This window comes from Methylobacterium mesophilicum SR1.6/6 (assembly GCF_000364445.2).
Classification (GTDB): Bacteria; Pseudomonadota; Alphaproteobacteria; order Rhizobiales; family Beijerinckiaceae; genus Methylobacterium; species Methylobacterium mesophilicum_A.
On record NZ_CP043538.1, the window covers coordinates 5513448 to 5537567 of the forward strand.

General features: G+C 69.9%; 29 protein-coding genes. 17 read left to right on the forward strand and 12 right to left on the reverse strand.

All coding sequences use genetic code 11. The features are described 5' to 3' along the window. Positions 1-86 precede the first annotated feature (86 nt). From MMSR116_RS26055 to MMSR116_RS26075, 5 genes are all read left to right on the forward strand, one after another. A complete protein-coding gene (locus tag MMSR116_RS26055) occupies positions 87-548 on the forward strand; it encodes a MucR family transcriptional regulator (protein ID WP_010685428.1) in 462 nt (153 codons plus the stop codon). A 196-nt stretch (positions 549-744) separates the two neighbouring features. Continuing rightward, entirely contained in the window at positions 745-1014 is a 270-nt protein-coding gene (locus tag MMSR116_RS26060; RefSeq protein WP_010685427.1) for a hypothetical protein, read from the forward strand. A 463-nt stretch (positions 1015-1477) separates the two neighbouring features. Further along, on the forward strand, positions 1478-1660 hold the full coding sequence (locus tag MMSR116_RS26065) for a hypothetical protein (RefSeq protein WP_010685426.1): 183 nt from the start codon (positions 1478-1480) through the stop codon (positions 1658-1660). A 220-nt stretch (positions 1661-1880) separates the two neighbouring features. Then, complete coding sequence (locus MMSR116_RS26070) at positions 1881-2180, forward strand: PilZ domain-containing protein (RefSeq protein ID WP_010685425.1); 300 nt, start codon at positions 1881-1883, stop codon at positions 2178-2180. Between the two features lie 293 nt (positions 2181-2473). After that, on the forward strand, positions 2474-2803 hold the full coding sequence (locus MMSR116_RS26075) for a hypothetical protein (protein ID WP_010685424.1): 330 nt from the start codon (positions 2474-2476) through the stop codon (positions 2801-2803). 49 nt (positions 2804-2852) lie between these two features. Here MMSR116_RS26075 and MMSR116_RS26080 read toward each other — a convergent pair whose 3' ends face one another. After that, positions 2853-3071 (reverse strand): hypothetical protein, encoded by a 219-nt coding sequence (locus MMSR116_RS26080; RefSeq protein ID WP_432419879.1) that lies wholly within the window; start codon positions 3069-3071, stop codon positions 2853-2855. A gap of 93 nt (positions 3072-3164) precedes the next feature. Between MMSR116_RS26080 and MMSR116_RS26085 the strand changes: the two genes are divergently transcribed. Continuing rightward, a complete protein-coding gene (locus MMSR116_RS26085; protein WP_010685422.1) occupies positions 3165-3350 on the forward strand; it encodes a hypothetical protein in 186 nt (61 codons plus the stop codon). Positions 3351-3529: 179 nt separating this feature from the next. After that, the gene (locus tag MMSR116_RS26090) at positions 3530-3772 is read left to right on the forward strand and encodes a hypothetical protein (protein WP_039893994.1); all 243 of its coding nucleotides are present in this window, start codon (positions 3530-3532) and stop codon (positions 3770-3772) included. Between the two features lie 81 nt (positions 3773-3853). On the opposite strand, the gene MMSR116_RS26095 is transcribed toward MMSR116_RS26090, so the two are convergent. Next, positions 3854-4108, reverse strand: a complete 255-nt coding sequence (locus tag MMSR116_RS26095; protein ID WP_010685421.1) for a hypothetical protein — start codon at positions 4106-4108, stop codon at positions 3854-3856. Positions 4109-4514: 406 nt separating this feature from the next. Here MMSR116_RS26095 and MMSR116_RS26100 point away from each other — a divergent pair, with 406 nt between their 5' ends. Further along, the gene (locus MMSR116_RS26100) at positions 4515-4742 is read left to right on the forward strand and encodes a hypothetical protein (RefSeq protein ID WP_010685420.1); all 228 of its coding nucleotides are present in this window, start codon (positions 4515-4517) and stop codon (positions 4740-4742) included. 46 nt (positions 4743-4788) lie between these two features. Here the strand turns inward: MMSR116_RS26100 and MMSR116_RS32075 are convergent, their stop codons facing one another. From MMSR116_RS32075 to MMSR116_RS26115, 3 genes are all read right to left on the reverse strand, one after another. After that, positions 4789-4992 (reverse strand): hypothetical protein, encoded by a 204-nt coding sequence (locus MMSR116_RS32075; RefSeq protein ID WP_244625534.1) that lies wholly within the window; start codon positions 4990-4992, stop codon positions 4789-4791. Between the two features lie 190 nt (positions 4993-5182). Continuing rightward, a complete protein-coding gene (locus MMSR116_RS26110; RefSeq protein WP_010685418.1) occupies positions 5183-5431 on the reverse strand; it encodes a hypothetical protein in 249 nt (82 codons plus the stop codon). A gap of 79 nt (positions 5432-5510) precedes the next feature. Beyond that, a complete protein-coding gene (locus MMSR116_RS26115; protein ID WP_010685417.1) occupies positions 5511-6341 on the reverse strand; it encodes a hypothetical protein in 831 nt (276 codons plus the stop codon). A 177-nt stretch (positions 6342-6518) separates the two neighbouring features. On the opposite strand from MMSR116_RS26115, the gene MMSR116_RS26120 reads away from it, so the two are divergent. The 4 genes from MMSR116_RS26120 to MMSR116_RS26135 all read left to right on the forward strand — a co-directional run bounded on the left by MMSR116_RS26120 (position 6519) and on the right by MMSR116_RS26135 (position 10371). After that, positions 6519-8606, forward strand: coding sequence for a hypothetical protein (locus MMSR116_RS26120; protein WP_010685416.1), 2088 nt, complete (start codon positions 6519-6521; stop codon positions 8604-8606). Between the two features lie 91 nt (positions 8607-8697). Continuing rightward, positions 8698-8967: a hypothetical protein gene (locus tag MMSR116_RS26125; RefSeq protein ID WP_010685415.1), complete on the forward strand. Its 270-nt coding sequence runs from the start codon at positions 8698-8700 to the stop codon at positions 8965-8967. A gap of 107 nt (positions 8968-9074) precedes the next feature. Beyond that, positions 9075-9278, forward strand: a complete 204-nt coding sequence (locus MMSR116_RS26130) for a hypothetical protein (protein ID WP_010685414.1) — start codon at positions 9075-9077, stop codon at positions 9276-9278. A gap of 385 nt (positions 9279-9663) precedes the next feature. Further along, positions 9664-10371 carry a YidB family protein gene (locus tag MMSR116_RS26135; protein ID WP_010685413.1) on the forward strand — a complete coding sequence of 236 codons (708 nt, stop codon included), beginning with the start codon at positions 9664-9666 and terminating at the stop codon, positions 10369-10371. A gap of 113 nt (positions 10372-10484) precedes the next feature. Here the strand turns inward: MMSR116_RS26135 and fabF are convergent, their stop codons facing one another. The 4 genes from fabF to fabD form a co-directional block, all read right to left on the reverse strand. After that, positions 10485-11747 (reverse strand): beta-ketoacyl-ACP synthase II, encoded by a 1263-nt coding sequence (fabF, locus tag MMSR116_RS26140; protein WP_039893992.1) that lies wholly within the window; start codon positions 11745-11747, stop codon positions 10485-10487. 175 nt (positions 11748-11922) lie between these two features. Then, positions 11923-12162 carry an acyl carrier protein gene (locus MMSR116_RS26145; protein ID WP_007559070.1) on the reverse strand — a complete coding sequence of 80 codons (240 nt, stop codon included), beginning with the start codon at positions 12160-12162 and terminating at the stop codon, positions 11923-11925. A 321-nt stretch (positions 12163-12483) separates the two neighbouring features. Beyond that, complete coding sequence (gene fabG, locus MMSR116_RS26150; protein ID WP_010685411.1) at positions 12484-13221, reverse strand: 3-oxoacyl-[acyl-carrier-protein] reductase; 738 nt, start codon at positions 13219-13221, stop codon at positions 12484-12486. A 17-nt stretch (positions 13222-13238) separates the two neighbouring features. After that, a complete protein-coding gene (gene fabD, locus MMSR116_RS26155; RefSeq protein ID WP_010685410.1) occupies positions 13239-14183 on the reverse strand; it encodes an ACP S-malonyltransferase in 945 nt (314 codons plus the stop codon). 305 nt (positions 14184-14488) lie between these two features. On the opposite strand from fabD, the gene rpoZ reads away from it, so the two are divergent. From rpoZ to MMSR116_RS26170, 3 genes are all read left to right on the forward strand, one after another. Then, positions 14489-14899 carry a DNA-directed RNA polymerase subunit omega gene (rpoZ, locus tag MMSR116_RS26160; RefSeq protein ID WP_010685409.1) on the forward strand — a complete coding sequence of 137 codons (411 nt, stop codon included), beginning with the start codon at positions 14489-14491 and terminating at the stop codon, positions 14897-14899. A 190-nt stretch (positions 14900-15089) separates the two neighbouring features. Then, positions 15090-17342 carry a RelA/SpoT family protein gene (locus MMSR116_RS26165; protein WP_010685408.1) on the forward strand — a complete coding sequence of 751 codons (2253 nt, stop codon included), beginning with the start codon at positions 15090-15092 and terminating at the stop codon, positions 17340-17342. A 348-nt stretch (positions 17343-17690) separates the two neighbouring features. Continuing rightward, positions 17691-18332, forward strand: coding sequence for an NYN domain-containing protein (locus tag MMSR116_RS26170; RefSeq protein ID WP_158169137.1), 642 nt, complete (start codon positions 17691-17693; stop codon positions 18330-18332). Positions 18333-18336: 4 nt separating this feature from the next. Here the strand turns inward: MMSR116_RS26170 and MMSR116_RS26175 are convergent, their stop codons facing one another. From MMSR116_RS26175 to dapA, 3 genes are all read right to left on the reverse strand, one after another. After that, positions 18337-18906 (reverse strand): peroxiredoxin, encoded by a 570-nt coding sequence (locus MMSR116_RS26175; protein ID WP_010685407.1) that lies wholly within the window; start codon positions 18904-18906, stop codon positions 18337-18339. Positions 18907-19138: 232 nt separating this feature from the next. Next, positions 19139-19612, reverse strand: a complete 474-nt coding sequence (smpB, locus tag MMSR116_RS26180) for an SsrA-binding protein SmpB (protein ID WP_010685406.1) — start codon at positions 19610-19612, stop codon at positions 19139-19141. Between the two features lie 10 nt (positions 19613-19622). Further along, the gene (gene dapA, locus MMSR116_RS26185) at positions 19623-20522 is read right to left on the reverse strand and encodes a 4-hydroxy-tetrahydrodipicolinate synthase (RefSeq protein ID WP_010685405.1); all 900 of its coding nucleotides are present in this window, start codon (positions 20520-20522) and stop codon (positions 19623-19625) included. Positions 20523-20701: 179 nt separating this feature from the next. Between dapA and MMSR116_RS26190 the strand changes: the two genes are divergently transcribed. Beyond that, complete coding sequence (locus tag MMSR116_RS26190; protein WP_010685404.1) at positions 20702-23035, forward strand: lytic transglycosylase domain-containing protein; 2334 nt, start codon at positions 20702-20704, stop codon at positions 23033-23035. A gap of 822 nt (positions 23036-23857) precedes the next feature. Further along, on the forward strand, positions 23858-24115 hold the full coding sequence (locus tag MMSR116_RS26195; RefSeq protein WP_039893986.1) for a hypothetical protein: 258 nt from the start codon (positions 23858-23860) through the stop codon (positions 24113-24115). The last annotated feature ends 5 nt before the right edge of the window (positions 24116-24120 follow it).

The window sequence follows — 24120 nt, forward strand, 5'->3', positions numbered from 1 at the left end:
ATGCTGGCCGTTGAATGTTTTTGTAACTTGCTTTCGGCGCACGAAGGTAGCAAATCGCAGGAGAGGGGCACATCAGGAATTTTGAAGTGATAGAAGAAACATCCGGTCCCAATCCGAATTTCATCGAACTGGCCGGTGATATCGTCGCCGCCTACGTGTCGAACAATCCCGTTCCGGCCGCCGAGCTGCCGGCGCTGATCGCCCGCGTGCACGGCGCGATCGCCGGCCTCGTCGCCGGCACGCTGACGGTCGAGACCGGCGCGGCGGCACCGGCGGACGTCGACAAGCCCGGCGCGGCCCAGATCCGCAAGTCGGTCCGGCCCGACGGCATCGTCAGCTTCATCGACGGCAAGACCTACAAGACGCTCAAGCGCCACCTCACCAGCCACGGCCTCGACCCGAAGAGCTACCGTGAGCGCTATGGCCTGCCGGCCGACTACCCGATGGTCGCCCCCAGCTACGCCGAGCAGCGCTCCGCCCTCGCCAAGGCCATCGGCCTCGGACAGCCCGGCGCCATGGCCGAGCGGAAGGGCCGTCAGGCCGCCTGAGCCGATCCGCGTCCCGTCGCGGGGCTGCGCGTGCGGCGCCCGGACGGGATGCCGCCACGACGCTGCCCGGACGCCGCGATCGTTGCGCGAGCGCCACACTGATCCGCAACGTCGCGCGACACGGACAAGCTGCCTTACTCTGCACAAAGCGGATGCGCACGTCGGTCCCTGGGACGAGAGTCGAGGGATCAGCGAGATGAAGCGAGAGCAGACGAGTACGGTGGTGCCCTTCCCGGCCCATGTCGCCCCCGCCATTGCCGACGAGGATACCGCGTCGATCATCGCAGTGCTGCAGGACCAGTTGGCGCTCGCCCGTGAGGGTCGGCTGCGCTCCGTGGCCGTGGTCTCCGTCTCGGCGGACGGGGAAGCAATCGGAACGCAGTGGTCTTGCAAGGGCGCCGACATCAGCAGCCTGATCGGCAAGCTGACGGTACTCACCCACGACCTGATGGCTGCCCGGAAGTAATCACCCGAGCATAAGCCTCGGATCCTCCATCGGGCGGGCGCGGTCGACGCGTCGGCGGTCAAGCCTGCGGCGTCGGTTCGTTTCGTCGGCGTGTAGGCTCGCTTCGCCACGGAAGGCCGTGGCGCCGCGCGGGAATTGGCGACGATCGGCTCAGCGCGACGGCGCCAGGCCGGTAAGACATTCTCGACGCCGATGGCATTCGCCTTTTCTCCGACCTGCCCGGGCCGGCCGCCCCAGCAGCGCTGCGGTACAATTCGACCGCCTTGAAGCAGCTCGACCTTGAGATCAAATCTCCACACCTTCGCGCGTCGTCGTTCTGCGATGCAGAACTGACATGCACCTTGTTCACCGCGTTCGCGTCTGTCATGCTTCGTCCACGGATGCGCAAAGACAGATCACGCCGGTTTCATGCGTCCGCAGAATGAGCCCTCCAGGGCCGCGGGACCGGTGAAGAGGAAGCGTCATGTCCCGTCCGATCTACCTCGCCATCGCGCTCGTCGTGTGCGGAACCGTCGTTACGGTGTTCACCTTCATGCGCGCGCCGCAGTCGAAGGAGTTCGCCGGCTGGGATGTGGCGTTCATGAGTGGGATCGGCGCGGTCGCCCTTGGCTTCTTGACCACCCTTGTCGAGGTGATCACCGGATAGGCTTTCGCGGTCCGGACTGGCCTCGTTAGGGCCTTCGGCGTGGCTCAACCGCCTGGCAGGACGATCCATCACCTGCATACATTCCGCGAATATGTTGTGGATACGACATCAAAACTCATAATTCACAATCGATCGCCAGTGCAGACAATTTGATGTAATTCAAAAACGTCCCCTGAACGCGTATCGCCGATTCTGCCGCTCGAAGCTCCACGAGGCGGCGATGTTCGAACGACGCAGTTACCCGCGTACGCGCCTGAATGAGACCGGCAGCATCTCGGTGGACGAGCACCGGAGCCTGCCGTGCATCGTCTACGACCGATCCGCAGGCGGGATCCGCGTCGCTCTGCCGGATGCCGAGATCGTGCCGGAGCATTTCGTGCTCAGCATCGATGCCAGCAATGAGTTTCTCGTCTGCCGGGCGGTCTGGCGAAAGGCGGAAGAGATCGGAGCGACGACGGACGAATCCCCGATCCTACACATGGACGGCCTCGGTCTTACCCGCGCGCTCGAGCTGTCCTGACCGGCATCGACGGACCGACCGCCGCAGGGGCGGCACCTTCCCGCGCTCCGGTCGTTCTCTGTCGGGTTGATGTCGCGGCGCGGCGCGTCGCCGGAGTCACATCGGGGACGAATCATGCCGGATCCGAAATCGCGCGACGCCGACGCAGCGCCTGCTGTCGACCTCCCGCAGGGGCTGCCGACACCGCCGAACAGCGGCGAGATGCCCCCACCGCGGCTTCCTCCAGCACCGGAGGACGAGCCGATGCCCCCGCGAGAGGAGCCTGCGCCGGAAATCGATGAGGTGACGGGGCTGTGATCCCGGCGGGACGCAACTTCGCACCGTGGGGACGCAGGCCCATTCCAACCGTATGGCCTCAAGGCTTCAGGCTGCCGGGCAGCTGTCTGGGTCTGATCGCCAGCCTCGCTTGGATTTCGGGGACCGCGGCGGCCGAGCAACCACTCACCATCGAGCGGCTCAGCACGGAAGGCTGGGAGATCGCCGGCTATACCGGGACCTTCGACAACCGCTCATCCCTCATCCTGTTTCGCAGGAAGGACAGGCCGTATCTCGTCCAGTGCTCGATCCTGTACGATGTGACCCGCAACCCGCGCGTGATCACGAACTGCTACGAGCTGCACTGACGGCGCAGTCGCGGCGCCGTTCGGATGGGCCGCTTCGCCGGAGTGCGCATCAATCCCAGTCGATGTTCAGGGAACGCTCGAAAGCGGCCGCCGACATCTCCTTGCCCTTGGGATCGGCGACCGTGATCTCGCGGAAGCCGCGACGGGCAAGTTCCCACGTCTTCTCCATGGCCTGCTCGTCGGTCCCGCAGGCGAAGGTCATGACGCGCCCGGACGGGTCGATCCCCTTGACGGTGAACACAACGCTCTCCTTGTTCTCCCGACCCATATAGCGCTGCCGATCCGATCCTGCCGCCGTGGGCGCTCCCGACAGGGAGCCGGAGCGCACGCGGCGCGTTGAAAGGGTGGGGAGAGCTTCAGGATGTCGAACGCGCGCGCGACCGAGCTTTCGGATCAGGACAGCGCCGCGGTCGAGCCGGAGCCCGGATCGCGCCGGTCGCCTCCTGCGGTCAGGCCTCCGGCGATCACCGACGAGGATCCCGATGTCGGCCTGTCGCAGAAGGGCCTCGACGAGGACGCCGTGATCCGGCGCGAGACCGACATCTGACCGAGCCTCACCCGGACCGCCCAACGGATGGGTGGGGTTGAGGAGCCAGCTCGTGCACGAGGAGGCAGGATGACGTTGCGAAGATCCCGGTCCCCGTTCGGTCGCGCCGTGTCGGTTCTGAGCGCGCAGGAGGCAGTCGCGGCCCCGGTTCTTGTGAACGGATCGGAACGGGTGCGCCGATGATGTCGGGCGAGGTTGACCGTCTGGCGGACGAAAGCCTGAGGCTGAGTCTTCGGCAGGCGGAGACCGTCATCCTGCTCGCTGTTGCCGTCCACTATGCCTGGTTCGAATGGTGGTTCGAAGCGCATCGGTCGGCAGCTTCAGTCTGCAGCGCTCGACAGGATCAGAGGGCGCGGACACGCCGGTTGATCCGGCTGGGTGTCGCGCCTTCCGCCGCGGCCCGCGACCTGCGCCTCGTCTGATCATCGACGTCGCGATGCTCGGCACAGGATGACGCTAGGGCTGAAGCTGCGCCGGAGACGATCGTGCCCCTGGCGTCGCGCTCAGCGGCTCACCTCGGCAGAGGCTTGAATGAGGGGCCGAACGAGGGCGGAGGTGGACCGGATCTGGCTGGCAGGAGCGGCCACGGGCTGGGGCGTGGTCGTCAGATCGCCGGCGGGGTGGACTTCGCGGGTGCTGCGCGCCTGCTCCCTGTAGAGCGGCGGGGTGAGGTGCAGGCGGTCATCGGCGGCAGCGGGACCGACCAGGACGGCAGCCGTGGCAAGCGCGGCCGAGGCGAGGATGAGGATCGTGCGCATGGGGCATCTCCGTTTCGAGCGCGGATCGATCGCAGGACACGACCGACACCCGCAGAAAACCATGGATTTGTGCGTTGCGGCATGTTGATTGCGCATTGCACCATAACGCCGCATCGGAACGGTACTGCAATGTTTCCGATGCATTCTGAGAGCGAGATTTGAGGAAGGACTGTTGAAGCCATGCATTGACTGCAAGCGGAATTAAACTTCCATATGCCGAGTTCAAATCAAAATTGAGGCCGTATAAGATTTGATTTTCAGAGACGACGCAGTTCCTGCCCCCTGCCCGCGCATGCGGACTGAGGACCGGCGCGGAACCGCGACACGAATCGGCAACACGATCGCCAGATCCACGTCACACGGCGGCGTTAGGGATGGCGAGCCCGCGAAGCACTCGGAGCGAGAGATGACGCCCGCCGATCTCGACATGCGCGCCGAACTGACCGTCTGGCCCCGGCGCTCGCCTGGCCGTTCCGCCGAGGGACGACCGTTTAAAACCCTCAGGGAAGCACTCGCCGTCGCCGCACAGGCGATCGAGGCCGAGGATGCTCAACCTTGGATCATCACCGAGGCGGGCGACATCCTCTCGCCGCGTTGGATCCGGGCCAACACCCTTGGGCGCCCGCTTCAATAGGGTCTTCAGCCCCGATTTCGGTCACCCGGGGCGCCGTCGAAAGCGATCAGCAGCCGATACAGATGTCGTGCACCACGTGTTCGCGTTTGGGCCCTGTGCGCTGGTTGGGAAGCTGGCCGTCGATCACCGGCAATCCACTGCCAAGCGCCTTGAATCGCCGCCGACTGCCCTGGAATTCGACCTGGGGCGCGACCGGTGCTGGCGTCTCTGCGGCAGAGGGCGGCGCCCGTGCGGGAACGCCGTTCGCCATGCCGGGCTCGGGAAGCGTCAAGGCCATGCCGGGAGTTGGCGCCGTCTGCGCGAACTCCCCCGCTTGCACCGAGAAAGGCGAGGCGACGAGGGCCGTTAGGACAAGCCAGCTTCGCGGATGCATCGCGCACATTCCTGGCTCTGCCTCTGGACGCCGGCGCGGGGTCGCGCCGGCGGTGTTTCGGAGACTCTCAGTAGGCCCGTCCGTAGAAGGGCTGGGAGACCGGACGATAGCGGTCGCTCACCGGCCACGTATAGGGTTGATCCCTGGCCGTCCGAAGCGTCGATCCGAATTTCGGCTCGGTGAAGCCGATCCCATGCAGGCCCGATGCCCTGTCGGCCCCGCGAGTCTTGGTCCCCGCCTCGCGCGCAAACGCCGCGCTGGAGACGCCCAGAACGAGAACGGCCGCGAGCGAGATGCGGCCCACCGTGACGTTCATCCCTGCCTCCTGTCCCGGCCCAGGTGCCGGCTCAGAAGGAACGGCACCGCTTGAGACCGGTTCCGCGTCGACCGGTCCCTCAGAAGGTGTCAGCCCCGACGAGGCAGGCCTCGGCCGGCAAGCCTTTGCAGGCACTGCTCCCTGAGCCGGGCGCCGCGCCCGCGATGCCGGCACCGCCGGAGGCGCCGCCCGCGGCCTGTGGCGTGCGCGCCGTGGCGGCGGCATCGAGATCGCGGTCTGTGATCCCGGACGTGCCGACAGCGATTCCGGCGCCGCCACTGCTTGCGCCGCCGCTGGCCGCAATCCCCGATGTCGCGAAGCCGGTGCCGAGGCGCCCCTGTCCGGTCGAGACCCCGAAAACGCCGCCCGTCGATGTCCCGGTGCCACCGGCTCCGAAGCCGTTTGCCGGGGAGGTCAGGCCGCTCGCGGAGGCGCCGACCGGCAGGCTGCCGGAGCCGATCGACGAGACGCCGCCCCCGATCGAACCCTGCGCCGAGCGTGCGGTGGAACTGGAGCCGATCCGGATCCCGGTAGCGCCGATCGTGTTGCCGATCCCGCTCGAACCGGCCGTCGTCCCCGCGAGTCCGGCGCCGCCCGTATCCCCGGTTCCCGACGGGCCGAGTTGGCCCGCGGCGAGTCCGGTTCCAGACGGCGCGCCGATGGTGCCGCCACCGCCGCCCGAGCGGCTGAGGCTGAGCTGGCCGGCATTGACGAGGCCGCCGGTCTGCGCCGAGAGGGTCGGGAAGGGGCCGGTGGTCGTTCCGCCGCCGAGGCTGAGCTGCCCGGGATTAGCGATGGCGCTGTTGGGCTCCAGGGAGGCCGAATTCGGGACCGTCGCGGTGGCCGACAGGCTCTGGGCCCAGGCCGGGACGGCGATCGGCAACAGCAGGGCGGCGAGGATGGCCCGCATGATTGTCTCCGCGTGAGGCGCTTCAGGGATCAACGAAGCCGCGGCCCGTGCGGGTCCGGCGGCGCGCTGACGCGGACCACCCACCGCAGCGGCCGGAACGGGAGGTTGCGGCCTTCATCCTGCCGGAAAGCCGGTGTCGTCTGACAGGCGGATCCGCCCGAACCCACGACTGCACCGTTGCCCGACTTCTTCGCCTCAGGCCTGCGCCGTGCCGGCTGGCTCGCCGGCCTGCCGGCGTTCGCGCTGGTCTGGGCGAGCGCGACCCTCTACGCCGCCCCGGAGATCGGTGATCGGATCGAGGCCGCGGGCGCGACCGTGGTGGCCGGCACCGGTACCGGAACCGGCGAGCCCTGGCTGCGGCTGGAGGCCCGGGGCCGGGACCTCCTGGCGGCCGGCGAGGCGCCCGATGTCACGGCGCGCACCGGCGTGCTCCTCCGTCTTGCCACACTGGACGGGCCGCGCCGGATCGTCTCCGAGATCGGCCTCGTCGAGACCGCGGCGCCGTTCCGGTGGACCGCGATCCGCCTGGGGCCGGACCGGGTCGCCCTGGAGGGCAGCCGCCCGGCGGAGATGGGCCGGCGCGCCCTGGAGGCGCGGGTCACCGGCGCCCTGAGCCCCGGCACGAGCCTCGACGACATCGCGCGGGCCGCCCGCGGGGCGCCGCCGGATTTCGCGAGCGCGGCGGCGTTCCTGGCGGCACGGCTCTCAGGCCTCGCCAAGGGCGGCCGGGCGTCGCTCGACGACACGGTGCTCAGCCTGTCCGGCGAGGCCGTGGACGTGCCCGCCTACGAGGCGCTCCGCGCCGCCCTATCCGAGCCGCCGGAGGGGTTCAGTGTCGGGCGGGTTGAGATCCTGCCTCCGCTGGTGGCATCGTATCGGTTCGCCGTGGAGAAGACCGCCCGAGGGATCACGCTCGACGGGTTCGCACCCACCGCGTCCGACCTTGAAGCGGCCCGGCGCGCCGCCTCCGAGGCTGCGGCCGGCGACGCCGTGGACGACCGGCTCCTGCCGGCCCGCGGCCTCGACCCGGCGATCGATCCCAAGACCCTCATCGCCTTCGCGTTCCGGCTGGCTGAGCTGATCCAGACCGGCCGCGTCGCCTTCGCAGACGGCGCCGTCTCGGTGACCGGGGACGCCATCGACGGGCAGGCTGTTCCCGACGCGGAGGCGCTGATGCGCGACGCCCGGCCCGCCGGCGTGAAGGCCGGGAGGGTGGCGCTGGCGGCGCGGCCACTCTCGCCCTACCGGGTGACGATCCGCCGGACCGCGGATGCGGTCACGCTCACCGGGCATGTGCCGGATGTCCAGACCCGGGAGCGCCTGCTCGACGCCCTGAGGCCGCGCTTGTTCCGCGAGCCCGTGATCGACCGCACCCGCCTCGCCGAGGGTGCCCCGCCGGATCTGGGCGGCGCACTGGCCGCCGCGATCCCCCTGGTGACCGGCCTCGCCTCGGGCGAGTTGGCGGCCTCGGACCGCGCCCTGACGCTGAGCGGCGAAAGCCTCTACCGCGAGAGCGCCGCCCGCGCCTCCGACCGGCTGGCCGAGGCGCTTCCCCGGGGCTGGACCGGGCAGGCCTCGGTCTCGGCCCGGCAGCCGGCGGAACGGCGCGACCCGGAGACCTGCCGGGCCGACGCCGCCGACCTGACCCGGGCGGACCTGCGCTTCCCGGCGGGCAGCACCGTGCTGTCGCCGGCCTTCTACCCGACCCTCGACGCCCTGGCCGCCCTGGCCAAGGCGTGCCCGTCGCTGCACCTCGCGGTCTCGGGGCCCGCCGACGCCACCAAGCCGGCCCCGGCGAAGGCTCCGCCGACGCCGGCCGCCGGACCGGGCCCGGGGGAGGGCGCCCATTCCGCCGCGGACCCGGCCCAGCCCGCCAGTGCCGCCAGTGCCGCCAAGCCGGAGGGACAGGCCGGGAAGCCCGCGGCGACGCCGGACACGTCCGCGGCGGCCAAACCGGCATCCGGCAAGGCCGCGCCGGAGGGGCCCGGAGAGAAGGCGGGGGCGGTCGCGAAGGACGCGCCGAAGGCCGATGCGGGGAAGAAGGACGGATCGAAGAAGGATCCGCTCCGGAAGGAGGCCGCCGCCCACGGCAAGACGGCGGCGAAGAAGCCGGCCGAAGCGCCCGACGAGCCGCCGCAGGACCTGCCGCGCCTGCGGGCGCAGGCCGTGGTCGAGTACCTGCTCCAGGCGGGCGCCCGCCCCGATCAGGTCGCGCCGGGACCGGACGTCCCGGCCGGGCCCGTCGCCATCGCGCTGCTGCCGTGACGGCCATCTGCCCCGCCGCGCGCCCGCCGGCCGGGTCGCGCCCGTTCCCGCGCCCGCGTCTTCACCGCACCCGCAGGGAGGCCGGACGGCCGTGACGCTTCTGCTCGCCGGGTTCTGGCCCGGGCTCGCCGGGGCAGGTGCGCTCGGCCTCGTGGTCGGTGCCCTCGCGGGCTGGCCGGACCGGTACGGCGTGCCCCTTGGCCTGTTCGTGCTGGCGGGTCTGCTGGCGGCCGCGGCGATCGCCGGGTTCGTGCCGGGCGTGCCGGGCCTCTGGCTGGACGCGGCGGCCCTGCTGCTGCCGCCCTATCTCGTCGGCTGCGTGCTCGGGGCGCTGGGGCGGCATCTCGCGACGCGGAGCTGAGCGGCTCCGGCGACGGGCGATCGATCGGTTCGGGAACCGGTGCGCGGCCTGCCCGCGTTGCCTCCCCATGCAGGGCGCGATGCCCACCCCGAACCGACGAGGCCGCCATGATCCGGACCGATCGAAGTCCCCGCCCGGCGCAGCGCCGCTCCGCCCTCCGTCTGCCGCGCCCCCGGGCCGGCGCCGCCGCCACCGGCCTGTTCCTGGCCGCTCTCGCCCTCTCGGCCGCCACGGTGCCGCTGGTCGAGCCCGCCGACGCGACCACCTCCGGCCACACCGCGCAGGCGGCCCTGACACTCCCGGCCCGCTAATGGCGGCGGCGCGTCGGGCGGACGCGCCGTCACTGCCGTGCTGGAAAGGGGTAGGGCGAGGGGTGCGCGTTGTCCGGAAGGACATGATCCCTGACCCCGTAGCTCCTCCCGGCCGATCCCGGGTCTGCCCGGGATCGGCACGAAGAAGTCCTCGACGGGCAATCCCGGCCGGGGGGAAGGAGCCTCGCGCCCCGCTCCGCGGCCGTTCGGGCCGCGCCGGATACGGGACTCCGGAAGCTGCGGCGCGGAATGGGCAGTTGCGGATCTGCTCCGCCCACCGCGATCCGCGGCGGATCCGCCGGCCCGCCGCGTCCGGTGAGGCAACCCGGACCGGCTCCGAATTGTTGTCCGCCCGAGCCCGCATCCGGGCTCCGGGGAGACGGCCATGGGACTGCTCGAATCGGCGATCGGTGGCGTGCTCGGCCAGGTGTTCGGCGGGCAGAAGCAGGGATCCGGGGGGATGTCGCCCCTGGTGAAGGCCCTGCTGATGCTGCTACTCGCCAAGGGCGCGAGCGGCGGCTTCGGCGACATTTTCGGGCGCGGGCACCAGGGTGAGCCGGGACCCGAGGCCGACCGCTCCGGCGGCGCGGGGCCCTACGGGCGCGATCCCGGCCAGCACCCCGCCGATGCCGGCGGGCGCCGGCCCGACGGGGGCGATATCGGCGGCTGGGACCAGTATGGCGGCCGCCGCGATAGCGGCCCCGAGGGCACCGTCGACCCGTCCCTGCCGCCCGGCGATTTTTCGGATTTGTCCGGCATGCTCGACGGCCCCGGCGACGCCCCGGCCCCGAGCCGCGCCGCGCCGGAAGGGCAGGGGGATCTCGGCGGCCTCGACGGGCTGGTGGACCGGTTCCGCCAGGGGGGCCTCGGCGACGTGATGGAGTCCTGGATCGGCCACGGCGCCAACCGCCCGGTGGCCCCGGACCAGCTTGCCCGGGCGCTGGGCCCCGGCACAGTGGATACCCTCCAGCAGCAGACTGGGATGGACCGCGAGATGCTTCTTTCTCAGTTGGCCCAGGCGTTGCCAGAGGTGGTGCACGCGCTCACGCCGCAGGGGCGGGTGCCCGGAGCAGAGGAGCGGCAGAGGTGGTGACCGCCAACCTCTAATTCCTACCGATCCATGACAATGTGTTGGTCAGGTAGAATTCGCTTTTGAGGCCTGCGCCTGATCCTATGACCTCAGTAATGGATCAAAGTCCCTAGAAATTAATTCACCCGCCGCATCACAAGCGACGCGTTGGTCCCCCCGAACCCGAACGAGTTCGACAGCACCACATCCACCTGCTTCCGCTTCGCCTCGAACGGGACAAGATCGATCTTGGTCTCGACCGAGGGGTTGTCGAGGTTCAGCGTCGGCGGGATGACGTTGTCGCGCAGGACAAGGATCGAAAAAATCGCCTCGACCGAGCCGGCGGCGCCCAGCAGGTGGCCGACCGAACTCTTGGTGGACGACATGGTGGCGTTCGCGGCGGCGTCGCCCAGGAGGCGCTCCACGGCCTTCAACTCCAGCTCGTCGCCCATGGGCGTCGAGGTACCGTGGGCGTTGATGTAGCCGATCTCGGACGGGGAGATCCCGGCCCGCTTCACCGCCGCGCTCATGCAGCGGAAGGCGCCGTCGCCGTCCGGGGAGGGGGAGGTGATGTGGTAGGCGTCGCCCGAGAGGCCGTAGCCCACCACCTCGGCGTAGATCTTCGCGCCGCGGGCCTTGGCGTGCTCGTACTCCTCCAGCACCACGATGCCGGCGCCCTCGCCCATGAGGAAGCCGTCGCGGTCACGGTCGTAGGGGCGGGAGGCCTTCTCCGGCATGTCGTTGAAGCCCGTGGTCAGCGCCCGGCAGGCCGAGAAGCCCGCGATCGAGAGGCGGTTCACCGGCGACTCGGCGCCGCCCGCCACCATCACGTCGGCGTCGCCGAGCGCGATCAGGCGGCTCGCGTCGCCGATGGCGTGGGCGCCCGTGGAGCAGGCCGTCACCACGGCGTTGTTCGGACCCTTGAGGCCGTAGGCGATCGAGACCTGCCCGGAAGCGAGGTTGATGATCCGGCCCGGAATGAAGAATGGCGAGATCCGGCGCGGGCCCTTCTCGTGCAGGGTCACGGAGGCGTCGTAGATGCCGCCGATGCCGCCGATGCCGGAGCCGATCAGCACGCCGGTGGCGCACTGGTCCTCGTGGCTCTTCGGGAGCCAATTCGCGTCCTTCAGGGCCTCGTCGGCCGCCGCCATGGCGTAGACGATGAACGGGTCGACCTTGCGCTGCTCCTTGGCCTCCATCACCGCGTCGGGGTTGAAGGTGCCGTCGGTGCCGTCGCCAAAGGGGACCTGGGCGGCGATCCGGCAGGGCAGGTCGCCGGATTCGAAGCCGCGGATCGGGCCGGCGCCGCTGTCGCCCGCGATCAGCCGGCTCCAGGTGTGCTCGACCCCGCTGCCGAGCGGCGTGACCATCCCCAGACCCGTGACCACCACCCGCCGCATCGCACCCGTCCCGTCTTGAGGCGCACCCGGTCCGCCGGAGCGCATCGTCTATAACTGCCGGAGGCGGATTCGGTCCCGTCGGGACCGATCACGCCTCCGAGCCTTCAAACGCATAACGGCGCGGGGGCCGTTCCGCCTCGCCCGCGCCGCGTGAATCGAAAAAGTCCCGGCGCCGTCAGGCGGCGGAGTTCTTCTCCAGGAACTTCACGGCGTCGCCCACCGTCTGGATCGTCTCGGCCGCATCGTCCGGGATCTCGACGTTGAACTCCTCCTCGAAGGCCATCACCAGCTCGACCGTGTCGAGGCTGTCGGCACCGAGGTCGTCGATGAAGTTGGCGCTCTCGACCACCTTCTCGGGCTCGACGCCCAGGTGCTCGACGACGATCTTCTTCACGCGCTCAGCGATATCGCTCATCGGTCTTCCGTCCTCGTCCTTCTGGTCTGTCAGTCTTCTCGGGGTGATGCCTTGACCGCGTCGCGCCCCTTCTAGGGCTTGTTGACGGGCCGGTGTCCGATCGCGCGTGCTTCTGAGGTAACCGGCGAGGTGAACCCTGTGCCCCCGCCGGGAGGCCTTGGACTGAAAACCCGCTGAACCGTCAACCCCCTGTGCGGCTGCGGGGGGTTGGTAGCACAGGGCTCCCGCCCTGGCGAGGGGCCGTTCAGAAACCCTTCATGGGTGTGGCGTTTGCGTGCCGGACACCCTGATTCGCGAACAGCCAAGACCAGTATACAGATCCTAGTACATCGCCATTCCGCCATTCACGTGCAGCGTGTGGCCGGTGACGTAGCCGGCCTCCGCGGAGGCGAGGTATAGGCAGGCGGCCGCCACCTCCGCGCCCTCGCCGAGGCGCCCGGCGGGCACCCGGGTCAGGATGCCCTCGCGCTGCTTCTCGTTCAGCGCGTCGGTCATGGGCGAGCTGATGAAGCCCGGAGCGATGCAGTTGACGGTGATTCCGCGGGAGGCGACCTCGGCGGCGAGCGCCTTGGTCAGGCCCACGAGGCCGGCCTTGGCGGCGGCGTAGTTGCCCTGGCCGGGATTGCCGGTCGAGCCCACCACTGAGCCGATGTTGACGATCCGCCCGAAGCGGCGGCGCATCATGCCCTTCACGGCAGCCCGCGACAGGCGGAAGGCGGCGGTGAGGTTGACGGCCAGCACTTGCTCCCACTCCTCGTCCTTCATCCGCATGAAGAGGTTGTCGCGGGTGATGCCGGCGTTGTTCACCAGGATGTCCAGCGGGCCGATCGCGGCCTCGGCGGCCGGTACGAGGCCCTCGACCGAGGTCGCGTCGGCGAGGTCGGCCGCCACCGGGTGAGCCCGCTCGCCGAGTTCGGCGGCGAGCGCTTCGAGCGCCTGCGGGCGCGTGCCCGAGAGCGCCACGGTGGCGCCCTGCGCGTGCAGCGTCCGGGCGATCGCCTGGCCGAGGCCGCCGGTGGCACCGGTGACGAGGGCCTTGCGGCCGGTGAGGTCGAACATGCAGGGCTCCTGTGGGATCAGAGCGCGAAGGCCGTGACGTCCGCGGGCGTGCCGATCGCGGAGGCCGAGGCCTGGGGGGCTATGCGCTTGACGAGGCCGGTGAGCACCTTGCCGGCGCCCAGCTCGTAGAACCGGTCCACGCCCGACCCCGCCATGGCGGCGACGCTCTCGCGCCAGCGCACGGTGCCGGTGACCTGCTCGACCAGCGCCCGCCGGATCGCCTCCGGGTCGGAGACCGGGGCGGCGGTGACGTTGGCATAGAGGGTGACGCGCGGCGCCGCCAGGCGCACTGCGGCGAGCGCCCGGGCCATGGCCTCGGCGGCGGGCGCCATCAGTCGGCAGTGGAACGGCGCGGAGACGTTGAGCAGCACGGCGCGCTTGATCCCGCGGCTGGTGGCGATGCCGATGGCACGCTCCACGGCGGCCCTGTCGCCCGAGAGTACCACTTGGCCGCCACCATTGTCGTTGGCGACGTCGCAGACCGCGGCGCCCCCGGCCTCGTCGGCCGCGGCCTCGGCCACGGACCGGGCGGCCTCCAGGTCGGTGCCGATCAGCGCCGCCATGGCGCCCGCGCCGGGCGCCACCGCGGCCTGCATGGCCTCGCCGCGCAGCCGCAGAAGCTTGGCGGCGTCGGCGACCGAGAGGCTGCCGGAGGCCGCCAGCGCCGCGTATTCGCCCAGCGAGTGGCCGGCCACGCAGGAGACATCCCGGGTCAGGTCGAGGCCGCGCTCGGCCTCCAGCACGCGCAGGGTCGCGAGGCTCGCCGCCATCAGGGCCGGCTGGGCATTGGCCGTGAGCGTGAGCTCCTCGACCGGCCCCTCGAACATCAGCCGCGACAGGTTCTGGCTCAGGGCGGCGTCGACCTCGTCGAGCACGGCCCGCGCCTGCGGGAAGGCCCCGGCGAGGTCACGCGCCATGCCGACCGCTTGGCTGCCCTGGCCGGGAAAGATGAGTGCGCGCATGGTACTTCCCGATCGCCGGCGCCGGACGGCGCGCGGACGCCGCCCGTGTCGGCTGAAACTCTGGAATGGCGCGCGCACTCGCACCCGCGGCCGCGGGTGTCAACAATGCGCCGCACAATGTGCCGCACGGTGTTGACCTTCGTTCGACCCCGCCTCCGACCCCGCGCATGCCTCCGGGCAGGCCCGGCTCGCCCCTCAGGGCCGCGCCGGGCGCAAGCCGCTGTGCTTGTTGCAGAACGGCATCCGGTGTAAGACGGCGTCATACCTGACAGCACACGTCGCTCAAGCCCAAGGAGCCGCCCCGCATGGCGCGCGTCACCGTTGAAGATTGTATCGAGAAGGTCGAGAATCGCTTCGAGCTCGTCCTGCTGGCGAGCCATCGGGCACGCCTCCTCGCCGCCGGGGCTCCCCTCACCATCGACCGCGACCGCGACAAAAACCCCGTCGTGGCCCTGCGCGAGATCGGCGACGAGACGATCACGGCGGACGACCTCAAGGAGCAGCTGATCCACTCGATGCAGAAATACGTCGAGGTGGACGAGCCCGAGGCAGAGACCGTGCCGCTGCTGTCGAGCTCGCCGGCCGCCGCCGCGGTGGCGCCGCAATCCTCCAGCGACGACGCGGCTGTCCAGTTCGACCGCATGAGCGAGGAGGACCTCCTGCGCGGCCTCGAGAACCTCGCCCCGCCGGTCGAGACCGACGACGAGGGCGAGTGAGTCAGGCCCCGTGGGTCTCGACACGCACGACCTGAGTGAATCCGGACCCGGCGGCGACGCCGGGTTCTCTCGTTCCGAGCCCGCACCGGCCCCGCTCGCCGCGAAGGCTGGCGTGGCGCCGAAGGGTGCGGAACAATCGCGCGTGATCCGGCCCCCGCGCACGCCCCAGGAGCCGGCCCCGTCCCGGCGGATGATGCGCCAGTACGAGCTGGTCGAGCGGGTCAAGCGCTACAATCCGGTCGCCGACGAGGCGCTGCTCAACCGCGCCTACGTGTACGCCATGCAGGCGCACGGCACGCAGAAGCGCGCCTCGGGCGACCCGTTCTTCGCCCACCCCCTCGAGGTCGCGGCGATCCTCACCGACCTCCATCTCGACGACGCCACCATCGTGGCCGCGGTTCTGCACGACACCGTGGAGGACACCGAGGCGACGCTGGAGGAGATCCGTCGGCTGTTCGGGCCGGAGATCGGCGCGCTGGTCGATGGACTGACCAAGCTCAAGCGTCTCGACCTCGTTTCCAAGCAGGCGGCCCAGGGCGAGAATTTCCGCAAGCTGCTGCTCGCGGTGGCGGCGGACGTGCGGGTGCTGCTCGTCAAGCTCGCCGACCGCCTGCACAACATGCGCACCCTCCAGCACATGCGGGAGGATAAGCGCCACCGCATCGCGCAGGAGACGCTCGACATCTACGCGCCGCTGGCCGGCCGCATGGGCATGCAGGAGTTGCGCGAGGAGCTGGAGGATCTGGCCTTCCGCAACCTGGAGCCGGATGTCTACGCTACCATCACCCAGCGGTTGGAGCGGCTCACCGCCAAGTCCGAGAGCGTGGTCGAGACGATCGCGCAGGTGCTCACCGACAAGCTCGGCGCGCAGGGCATCACCGCGGAGGTGAGCGGCCGGCAGAAGCGCCCGTTCTCGATCTGGTCGAAGATGGAGCGGAAGTCCGTCGCCTTCGAGCAGCTCTCCGACATTTTCGGCTTCCGGGTCGTTGTCGACACCGTGCAGGGTTGCTACGCGGCGCTCGGCATCGTCCATACCAGCTGGCCGATGGTCCCGGGCCGCTACAAGGACTACATTTCGACGCCGAAGCAGAACGATTACCGCTCGATCCACACCACCGTGATCGGGCCGAAGAGCCAGCGCGTCGAGCTGCAGATCCGTACCCGCGCCATGGACGAGATCGCCGAGTACGGCATCGCCGCGCACGCGCAGTACAAGGAGCTCGGCATCGAGCTGACCCGGGAGCCGGCCCGCGGCGAGGGCAGCGTGCATCCGCGGCTGGCCGCCGAGAGCGGCGCCTACCAGTGGCTGCGCCGGACCATCGAGCTGCTCGCCGAGGGCGACAGCCCTGAGGAGTTCCTGGAGCACACCAAGCTGGAGCTGTTCCAGGACCAGGTGTTCTGCTTCACCCCGAAGGGCCGGCTGATCGCGCTGCCGCGGGGCGCGACGCCGATCGACTTCGCCTACGCGGTCCATACGGACGTCGGCAACACCGCGGTGGGCGCCAAGATCAACGGCCGGATGGCGCCGCTGCTGCACGAACTCGCCAACGGCGACGAGGTGGAGATCAGCCGCTCGGATGGCGCCTCGCCGCCGGCCGCCTGGGAATCCCTGGTGGTGACCGGCAAGGCCCGGGCGGCGATCCGGCGGGCGACGCGGGCCGCCGTGCGCCGGCAATATGCCGGGCTCGGCCGCCAGATCCTCGACCGGGCCTTCGAGCGGGCGGCCAAGACCTTCTCGGAGGACAAGCTGCGGGGCGCCCTGCCGCGGCTCGCCCGCGCCAGCACCGAGGACGTGTTCGCCGCGGTCGGCCGCGGCGAGATGTTTTCCGGAGATGTTGTCCGCGCCGTCTACCCCGACCACCGCGACGAGCGCCGGCCGTCACCGTCGCCGGGAGCGGCCGGGGGCGCGGGCCGGCTCGTGCGCTCGTCCGACCAGACGATGCGCCTGACATTTCCGGGTGCCGAGGGCGGTGCGGACGAGAACCGGAGCGACGCGATCCCCATCCGCGGCCTCGCGGGCGACCTGCCGGTGACCTTTGCGCCGAACGGGGGCGCGGTACCGGGCGACCGGATCGTCGGCATCCTGACCCCGGGGGTCGGCGTCACCGTCTACCCGATCCAGTCGGCGGCGCTCGCCGCCTTCGACAACGAGCCGGAGCGCTGGCTCGACGTCCGCTGGGACACGGAGGCGCTCAGCGGCGAGCGGTTTCCCGCCCGGCTCGCGCTCAAGTCGATCAATGAGCCGGGGGTGTTCGCTCAGATCGCTCAGGTGATCGCCGACCACGACGGCAACATCGACAACATCTCGATGAAGCGGCGCACCCAGGACTTCACCGACATCACCATCGACCTCTCGGTCTGGGACCTTCAGCACCTGAACGCGATCATCGCCGAACTGCGCGGCAAGCGCCCGGTGAACAGCGTCGAGCGGGTAAACGGCTGAGCCTGCCCGCCGGGGGACAGACCTGAGATTGCGTCGATTATCTTCGGCAAATCTTCCCAGCTACAGTGAAAGCCAAACCGTATCGGTCCCTTCCGGTCACCAACCCGACGGGAGACGATCTTAAGGGCGGGAAATCTTCGGATCTGCTTGACAAGACGGCGTTTGGAACGAATGGTTCGTCCGACTGGGCGGCGGTCATACGGAAGAAGACCGGGCTATTGCGCCCGGGATTGCAGACTATAGCGACGCCTCCTGGCGGCCCCGGTCCCGGCCTTCCACGCCGGACGAGGCCAGGCCGTTTCATCTAGCGATTTCCCGTCACCCTTCTTTTCAGGATTCGAACTATCCATGACTGCGATGCAGCGCAGCGCCATCTTTATTGATGGCGCAAACCTCTATGCCACGACCAAAGCCCTGGGCTTCGACATCGACTACAAAAAATTGCTGAAGGAATTTCAGTCGCGTGAGAACCTTCTCCGCGCTTTCTACTATACTGCCATGATAGAGGATCAGGAATATTCCTCCATCCGTCCCTTGATCGATTGGCTCGACTACAACGGCTACCGCGTCGTGACCAAGCCCGTGAAGGAGTTCACGGACTCGATGGGACGTCGGAAGTACAAGGGCAATATGGATATCGAGCTGGCGATCGACGCCCTCGAACTCGCCGCCCATATCGATCATATGATCCTGTTCTCGGGCGACGGCGACTTCCGCTCGCTGGTCGAGGCCATGCAGCGGCGCGGGGTCAAGGTCACGGTGATTTCCACCATCCAGACCCAGCCGGCGATGATCTCCGACGACTTGCGGCGACAGGCGGACGAGTTCGTCGACCTCGCGAGCCTCGCGAGCCGGATCGGGCGAGAGCCCGGCGAGCGCCCGGCCCGGACGACGGCCGACTCGCCGAGCCGCTACCGTGGCGAGGGCCGGGCGAACCCGAGCCTGGAGAACCGCTACGGCATCCGCCAGCCGGAGGACGGAGAGGACTAGCGCCTCAGGCGCCTGCGCCGTCGAGCCAGTCGAGGACCTGCCGTGCGCTCCGGTCCGGCGGGAAGACCGGATAGAACAGCTGGCTGACCACGCCGTCATCGATCACCAGGGTGAGGCGGCGGAGCAGCACATGCCCGCCGGCCTCGAACACCGGCAGGTGTGCCGCCATCGTGAAGGCGCGATGCGGATCGGCGAGCAGCGGGAACGGCAATCGCAGCCGCTCGGCGGCCTCGCGCTGGTAGGCGCTCGGCTGGGTCGAGAGGCCGAAGACGTGGTCGACGCCCCGCGCCGTCAGCTCGGTGTGGTGGTCGCGGAAATCGCAGGCCTGCGGCGTGCAGCCCCGGGCTCCGGGAATCGCGTCCCAGTCGGGTGTGAGGCTCGGCTTCCCCGGCTCGCCGGTGCGGGGATAGGCGTAGGCCACGGTGCGGCCGGGAAGCCGCGCCAGCGAGACGGTGCGGCCATCCGTGGCCGTGAGCGCCACGTCGGGCAGCCGCATCCCGCGCAGATGATCGGCCGCGCCGTCATCCACAGGGCTCGGGAGGTCGTCGGGCAGGGAGTCGGGGTTGGACTGCATCGATCGCTCCGCATATCGCAAGCTCGGAACGCCGCACCGGCGGAGCCGTGACCATGAGATATCGCGCGATCACGGCCAAAGCGATCCTGTCGCCACCGGACGACTTCGGCAGCCCCGTCCTTGCGAGCCCGGCGGCAGCCATCCGGCTGCACCGGGCTCGCCGTCATGTCGCCCTCAGTCGCGCCGCACGCGATGACGGGACGGGGCTGCCCGCGCGCGGCGGCCGCTCCGCCTACCCCCGGTCCCGCAACAGCCGCGCCCGGTCGCGCTGCCAGTCGCGCTCCTTCACGGCCTCGCGCTTGTCGTGGGCCTGCTTGCCCTTGCCGAGACCCAACTCGACCTTCGCGCGGCCTCGGTCGTTGAAGTAGATCTTCAGCGGCACCACCGTGTAGCCCTGGCGCTGCGTCGCGCCGATCAGCTTGTCGATCTGGCGGCGGTGCAGCAGCAGCCGGCGCGGCCGCTTCGTGTCGTGGTTGAAGCGATTCGCTTCCAGATATTCCGGGATGTAGGCGTTGAACAGCATCAGGTCATTGCCGGAGGGGCCGGCATAGGCCTCGCCGATCGTCGCCTTGCCGCCGCGCAGGGATTTCACCTCGGTGCCGGTCAGCGCGATGCCGGCCTCGAGCGTGTCCTCGATGGCATAGTGGAAGCGCGCCGCGCGGTTGTCCGCGACGACGCGCCGGCCGGGCTCCGGCTTCGGGGCCATGCGGATCCTCTCAGTCGACCAGGAGCCCGGCGTGCCGCAGGGCGTCATCCACGATGCGCTTCGTGGGCGCGCTCACCGGCACCAGCGGAAGGCGCAGGTCCGCACCCATGTGACCGAGCCGGGACAGCGCATACTTCACCGGCGCCGGGTTGGCCTCGGCGAACAGCCCGCTCTGGAGCGGGTACAGCTTGTCCTGCAGGGTCAGCGCCTTCGCGTAATCACCCGACAGCGACGCCTCCTGCAGGTCCGCGCAGAGGCGGGGCGCAACGTTCGCCACCACCGAGATGCAGCCGTGGCCGCCCTGGGCGTTGTACCCCAGCGCCGTCGCATCTTCGCCCGAAAGCTGGAGGAAGCTCGCCCCCATGGCCTGACGCTGCTGGCTGACGCGGTCGATCTTGGCGGTCGCGTCCTTCACGCCGGCGATGTTCTTCAGTTCGAAGAGCCGGGCCATCGTCTCGACGCTCATGTCGATGACGGAGCGCGGCGGGATGTTGTAGATGATGATCGGAATGCCGACCGCATCGTTCACGGCCTTGAAGTGGGCATAGAGCCCCTCTTGCGTCGGCTTGTTGTAGTAGGGCGTCACCACCAGGACGGCGTCGGCGCCCGCGCGCTCGGCGTGCTGCGCCCGCTCGACCGCCTCGGCGGTGGAGTTGGAGCCCGCCCCCGCCACGACCGGCACCCGTCCACCCGCCTCGTCGATGCAGGCCTCGACCACGCGGTCGTGCTCCGAGTGAGTGAGGGTCGGGCTCTCCCCCGTGGTGCCGGTGGGCACAAGGCCGTGGCTGCCCTGCTCGATCTGCCAGCGCACGAATTTCCGGAACGCGGCCTCGTCGAAGGCGCCGTCGCGGAACGGCGTCACAAGCGCGGTGAGCGAGCCCCGCAGGCGGCTCCCGGTCATCTCGGTCATCTCAGGCGTCCCAACGGATCTCGACGTCGCGCGTGCCGCACGGCTCACGGGCGCGGACGGGCAGACATAGGCGGTCGCGCCACGCCGCGCAAACAGATCGTGGCGTCGGTTAACGCGATCTTAATGGTCGCCGCCTCAACCTCGGCCTTTCCCGCTCCGGTGATCAGTAGGGGGGAATCGTGATCGGATCCGCGGCCCCGTATCCGGCCTCGAGGCGCACGTCCCTCACTGCCGCCGCGCTCATCGCCACCGTCGGCGTCGCGCTGGCCGGCCCGGTCGGCCCGGACGTGCCTACGGCGACGCCGCCGGCCACGCAGCCGACACCGCCCGCGAGCGACGACGCCCTGTCCACCGCGCAGGTCCGGGGGGCGCAGGCCGAGAAAGCCGCCGACGCGGTCGCGGCCGACGCCCTGAAGCTTGATCCGGTCCATGCCTCCGGCGGTGACGACAAGGGTGAGGAACCCGCCCGCACGCTGCCGGCCGCGGCCTCGGCCTACGCCTCCGCGGATCCCGACGCCCCCGTGGCCTTCCCGCTGCCGGATGCCGCCGTCACCCCGGCGGCTCCGGTGCCGGAGGTGCCCGATCCGGCGCGCCCGACGATCTCCGGCGACACCGACCCGACGCTGTTGCGCGGCGCCATCGACCTTTATCGCAAGGGCCGGGTCGCCGACGGCGACCGGATGCGCGACGGCTTCACCGATCCGGCCGCGAAGGCGCTGCTCGAATGGGTGGCGATCCGCGCGGGCGCCGGCATCGGCTTCGCCCGAACCGTCGCCTTCGCCCGGGCCAACCCGGACTGGCCGGCCGGCCCGCTGCTGCGTCGCCGGGCCGAGGAGGCGCTGCTCTCCGAGCGAAAATCCCCCGCGACGGTACGGGCGTTCTTCGCCACGGCGAAGCCCTCGAGCGCGCCGGGCAAGTTCGCCCTTGCCCTGGCGCTGCGCGCCGAGGGCTACGAGGCGGACGCCGCCGATATGGTCCGCGACCTCTGGCGCGGCGAGAACTTCGGGCGGAGCCTCGAAGCCAAGGTTCTCGACGCCTTCCCGGAGGTGCTCACCCGGGTCGATCACCGCTACCGAATGGAGCGGGCGCTCCTGAAGGACGACTGGGAGAGCGCCGGCCGGGCCGCCGGCTACGCGGGGGGTGGCTATGCCAGCCTCGTACGCGCCCGGCGGGCCGTGGAGGACAAGTCTTCGGGCGCCGCCGCCGCTCTGGCCGCGGTGCCGCCGTCCCTGCGGGGGGACGCCTCCTACATCTTCTCCCGGGCGCAATATTTTCGCCGGGCCGACAAGCCCGAGGCGGCCGCCGCCGTGCTGGCCACGGCGCCAAGCAACCCGGACGTGCTGGTCGACGGCGACGAGTGGTGGATCGAGCGCCGGATCGTGGCGCGCAAGCTCCTCGACCTCGGCGATGCGAAGACCGCCTACGCGGTGGCCAGCGCCCCGGCGGCGCGCACTCCGGAGAAGCGGATCGAGGCCGAGTTCCACGCCGGCTGGATCGCGCTCCGCTTCGTCAACGACCCGGCACGCGCCGCGCAGCACTTCGCGCAGGTCGTGGCGATTGCCGAGAGTCCGATCTCGGTGGCGCGGGCCGCCTACTGGCAGGGCCGCGCGGCCGAGGCTCTGAGCCAGACCGAGGAGGCGAAGCGCTTTTACGAGCGGGCAGCCCTCCAGCCGATCGCCTATTACGGGCAGGTGGCCCGCGCGCGGCTCGGCCAGACCAGCTTGCCCCTGCGGGCGCCCGCGGATCTCGAAGGGCCCGAGCGTCAGGCCTTCGACGGCCGGCTCTACATCCGCGCGCTGCGCCTGCTGGGCGAGGCGGGGATCAAGGAACTGGCCCTGCCGCTCTATATCGACGCCGCTCGGGAGCTCTCCGACCCCCGCGAGATCCAGGCGCTCGGCGACCTCGCCACCGATATGAAGGATGCCCGCGCCCTGGTGGCAATCGGCAAGCTGGCGGTTCAGCGGGGCCTGCCGCTGGACGCCCACGCCTATCCGACGATCGGGATCCCCACCTACGAGACCTTCACGGCGGTGCCGCAGGTGGAGCGGGCCATGGTCTACGCCATCGCCCGGCAGGAGAGCCAGTTCGACCCGCGGGCGCAATCGGGCGTCGGCGCCAGGGGGCTGATGCAGATGATGCCGGCGACCGCCCAACGCACCGCCCGCCGGGTCTCGGCCGCGTTCGACGTCGACCGCCTGACCAGCGACCCCGCCTACTGCGCCAAGCTCGGCCAAGCCCATCTCGGCGAGCTGATGGAGGATTGGCGCGGCTCCTACGTGCTGGCCTTCGCGTCGTACAACGCAGGGGGCGGCAACGTGAAGAAGTGGATCGACGCCTACGGCGATCCGCGCAAGGGCGACGTCGACGTGATCGACTGGGTCGAGCGCATCCCCTTCACGGAGACGCGCAACTACGTGCAGCGGGTGATGGAGAACCTTCAAGTCTACCGCTCCCGGCTCGACAGCCGCAGCGCCCTTCTGATCGACGGCGACCTCCACCGCGGGGCGCGGTAGGGCCCACGGACCATCGTCCTGGCCTGATGGCCTTCGAAGGTGATCGTCGTTACTGACGCAACAGGCTCGACGCGCTTGCAACACGCCCGGAGGAGCCGGGGCGGCTGTACCCCGGGCGGGACGACGCCGGATGTCGCCCTTTCGGGAGACCGCGACCGGTTCGAACAGGCCACGCAGCGTCTGGAACACCGAGCGCCGCTATCCCCCGGCCTACGGCGAAAGGCGCGTGACGCACGCCGCATTGAGCCGGCGGACGGCCATCTGTGCCTGGACCGTACACCGGTAATCCCACTCAGCCAGATCGACAGTGATCGACACGCGATCCGGCTGAAATCTTATAGCCCGTACTTAATATTAACTCGCATCGCCGACGATTGTCCGCTTGACAACTATCTGTCGGTCAGATTGAAACACCATCTATTATCATGGCACATAAGCCATCGGGTGCGATCCACCCATAACGCTTGCGGCTTCAAGAATCTCGAACGGAAGGCTGGGGCAGTGGGCAATCTCAGATCTGCGCCCGTATTGCTCGGGGTGACGTTGGCGATGGCCAATGTCGTTCCGGCCCGGCCGCAAAGTATCTCCTTCCGTGCAGATACGGGATTTTTTCCGGTCCATTCCGGTATTGTCGAAGGAGCGCCACCACGGCTCTCCTTCGTCCCATCCGTCTCTGGGCCCCCTACAGTCACTGACGCCTATTCGGGCGCTCACCCGTTTCGCATCAACGTTGCGACCACGGCGGCTCAGACCGTCCTCACTGGATTGACGTTCAGGCGGGGGAACGGCGGTGCCGATACCTCCAGACCGTCCGCAACTCTGATGGACGCTGCCTCCAGCCAAGCAAGCCTCAACCTGAGCGCCGGCTCATACGCGGTGACCAGCAGCGTGGCGGCGACTTCCTACGGCGGTGATGGCGCTGTCGCCGAATTGGTCTCGTCGATCACCGCGTCCAGCAGTAGCGGTTTGGGCGGCCCCCACGCGCTCGCGGTCAACGCGCTCCTCGGCTTCCCCATGCCCATGGGCACCTCGGCGTTCCTGCTCTGCAGGCACGTCGGCCGCCCGGTCGCTGTCGCCTGAGGTCT

What these genes read in the sequence shown, in the direction of transcription:
- MMSR116_RS26090 (WP_039893994.1), top strand. Translation starts at nt 3,530, where the DNA reads ATGATGTCGGGCGAGGTTGACCGTCTGGCGGACGAAAGCCTGAGGCTG.
- MMSR116_RS26060 (WP_010685427.1), top strand. Translation starts at nt 745, where the DNA reads ATGAAGCGAGAGCAGACGAGTACGGTGGTGCCCTTCCCGGCCCATGTC.
- MMSR116_RS26175 (WP_010685407.1), bottom strand. Translation starts at nt 18,906, where the DNA reads ATGCAGTCCAACCCCGACTCCCTGCCCGACGACCTCCCGAGCCCTGTG.
- MMSR116_RS32075 (WP_244625534.1), bottom strand. Translation starts at nt 4,992, where the DNA reads ATGGCGAACGGCGTTCCCGCACGGGCGCCGCCCTCTGCCGCAGAGACG.
- fabD (WP_010685410.1), bottom strand. Translation starts at nt 14,183, where the DNA reads ATGCGCGCACTCATCTTTCCCGGCCAGGGCAGCCAAGCGGTCGGCATG.
- MMSR116_RS26095 (WP_010685421.1), bottom strand. Translation starts at nt 4,108, where the DNA reads ATGCGCACGATCCTCATCCTCGCCTCGGCCGCGCTTGCCACGGCTGCC.
- MMSR116_RS26065 (WP_010685426.1), top strand. Translation starts at nt 1,478, where the DNA reads ATGTCCCGTCCGATCTACCTCGCCATCGCGCTCGTCGTGTGCGGAACC.
- MMSR116_RS26115 (WP_010685417.1), bottom strand. Translation starts at nt 6,341, where the DNA reads ATGCGGGCCATCCTCGCCGCCCTGCTGTTGCCGATCGCCGTCCCGGCC.
- MMSR116_RS26195 (WP_039893986.1), top strand. Translation starts at nt 23,858, where the DNA reads ATGGACGCTGCCTCCAGCCAAGCAAGCCTCAACCTGAGCGCCGGCTCA.
- fabG (WP_010685411.1), bottom strand. Translation starts at nt 13,221, where the DNA reads ATGTTCGACCTCACCGGCCGCAAGGCCCTCGTCACCGGTGCCACCGGC.
- MMSR116_RS26070 (WP_010685425.1), top strand. Translation starts at nt 1,881, where the DNA reads ATGTTCGAACGACGCAGTTACCCGCGTACGCGCCTGAATGAGACCGGC.
- MMSR116_RS26100 (WP_010685420.1), top strand. Translation starts at nt 4,515, where the DNA reads ATGACGCCCGCCGATCTCGACATGCGCGCCGAACTGACCGTCTGGCCC.
- rpoZ (WP_010685409.1), top strand. Translation starts at nt 14,489, where the DNA reads ATGGCGCGCGTCACCGTTGAAGATTGTATCGAGAAGGTCGAGAATCGC.
- MMSR116_RS26080 (WP_432419879.1), bottom strand. Translation starts at nt 3,071, where the DNA reads ATGGGTCGGGAGAACAAGGAGAGCGTTGTGTTCACCGTCAAGGGGATC.
- MMSR116_RS26085 (WP_010685422.1), top strand. Translation starts at nt 3,165, where the DNA reads ATGTCGAACGCGCGCGCGACCGAGCTTTCGGATCAGGACAGCGCCGCG.
- dapA (WP_010685405.1), bottom strand. Translation starts at nt 20,522, where the DNA reads ATGACCGAGATGACCGGGAGCCGCCTGCGGGGCTCGCTCACCGCGCTT.
- MMSR116_RS26110 (WP_010685418.1), bottom strand. Translation starts at nt 5,431, where the DNA reads ATGAACGTCACGGTGGGCCGCATCTCGCTCGCGGCCGTTCTCGTTCTG.
- MMSR116_RS26145 (WP_007559070.1), bottom strand. Translation starts at nt 12,162, where the DNA reads ATGAGCGATATCGCTGAGCGCGTGAAGAAGATCGTCGTCGAGCACCTG.
- fabF (WP_039893992.1), bottom strand. Translation starts at nt 11,747, where the DNA reads ATGCGGCGGGTGGTGGTCACGGGTCTGGGGATGGTCACGCCGCTCGGC.
- smpB (WP_010685406.1), bottom strand. Translation starts at nt 19,612, where the DNA reads ATGGCCCCGAAGCCGGAGCCCGGCCGGCGCGTCGTCGCGGACAACCGC.
- MMSR116_RS26165 (WP_010685408.1), top strand. Translation starts at nt 15,090, where the DNA reads ATGATGCGCCAGTACGAGCTGGTCGAGCGGGTCAAGCGCTACAATCCG.
- MMSR116_RS26170 (WP_158169137.1), top strand. Translation starts at nt 17,691, where the DNA reads ATGACTGCGATGCAGCGCAGCGCCATCTTTATTGATGGCGCAAACCTC.
- MMSR116_RS26130 (WP_010685414.1), top strand. Translation starts at nt 9,075, where the DNA reads ATGATCCGGACCGATCGAAGTCCCCGCCCGGCGCAGCGCCGCTCCGCC.
- MMSR116_RS26135 (WP_010685413.1), top strand. Translation starts at nt 9,664, where the DNA reads ATGGGACTGCTCGAATCGGCGATCGGTGGCGTGCTCGGCCAGGTGTTC.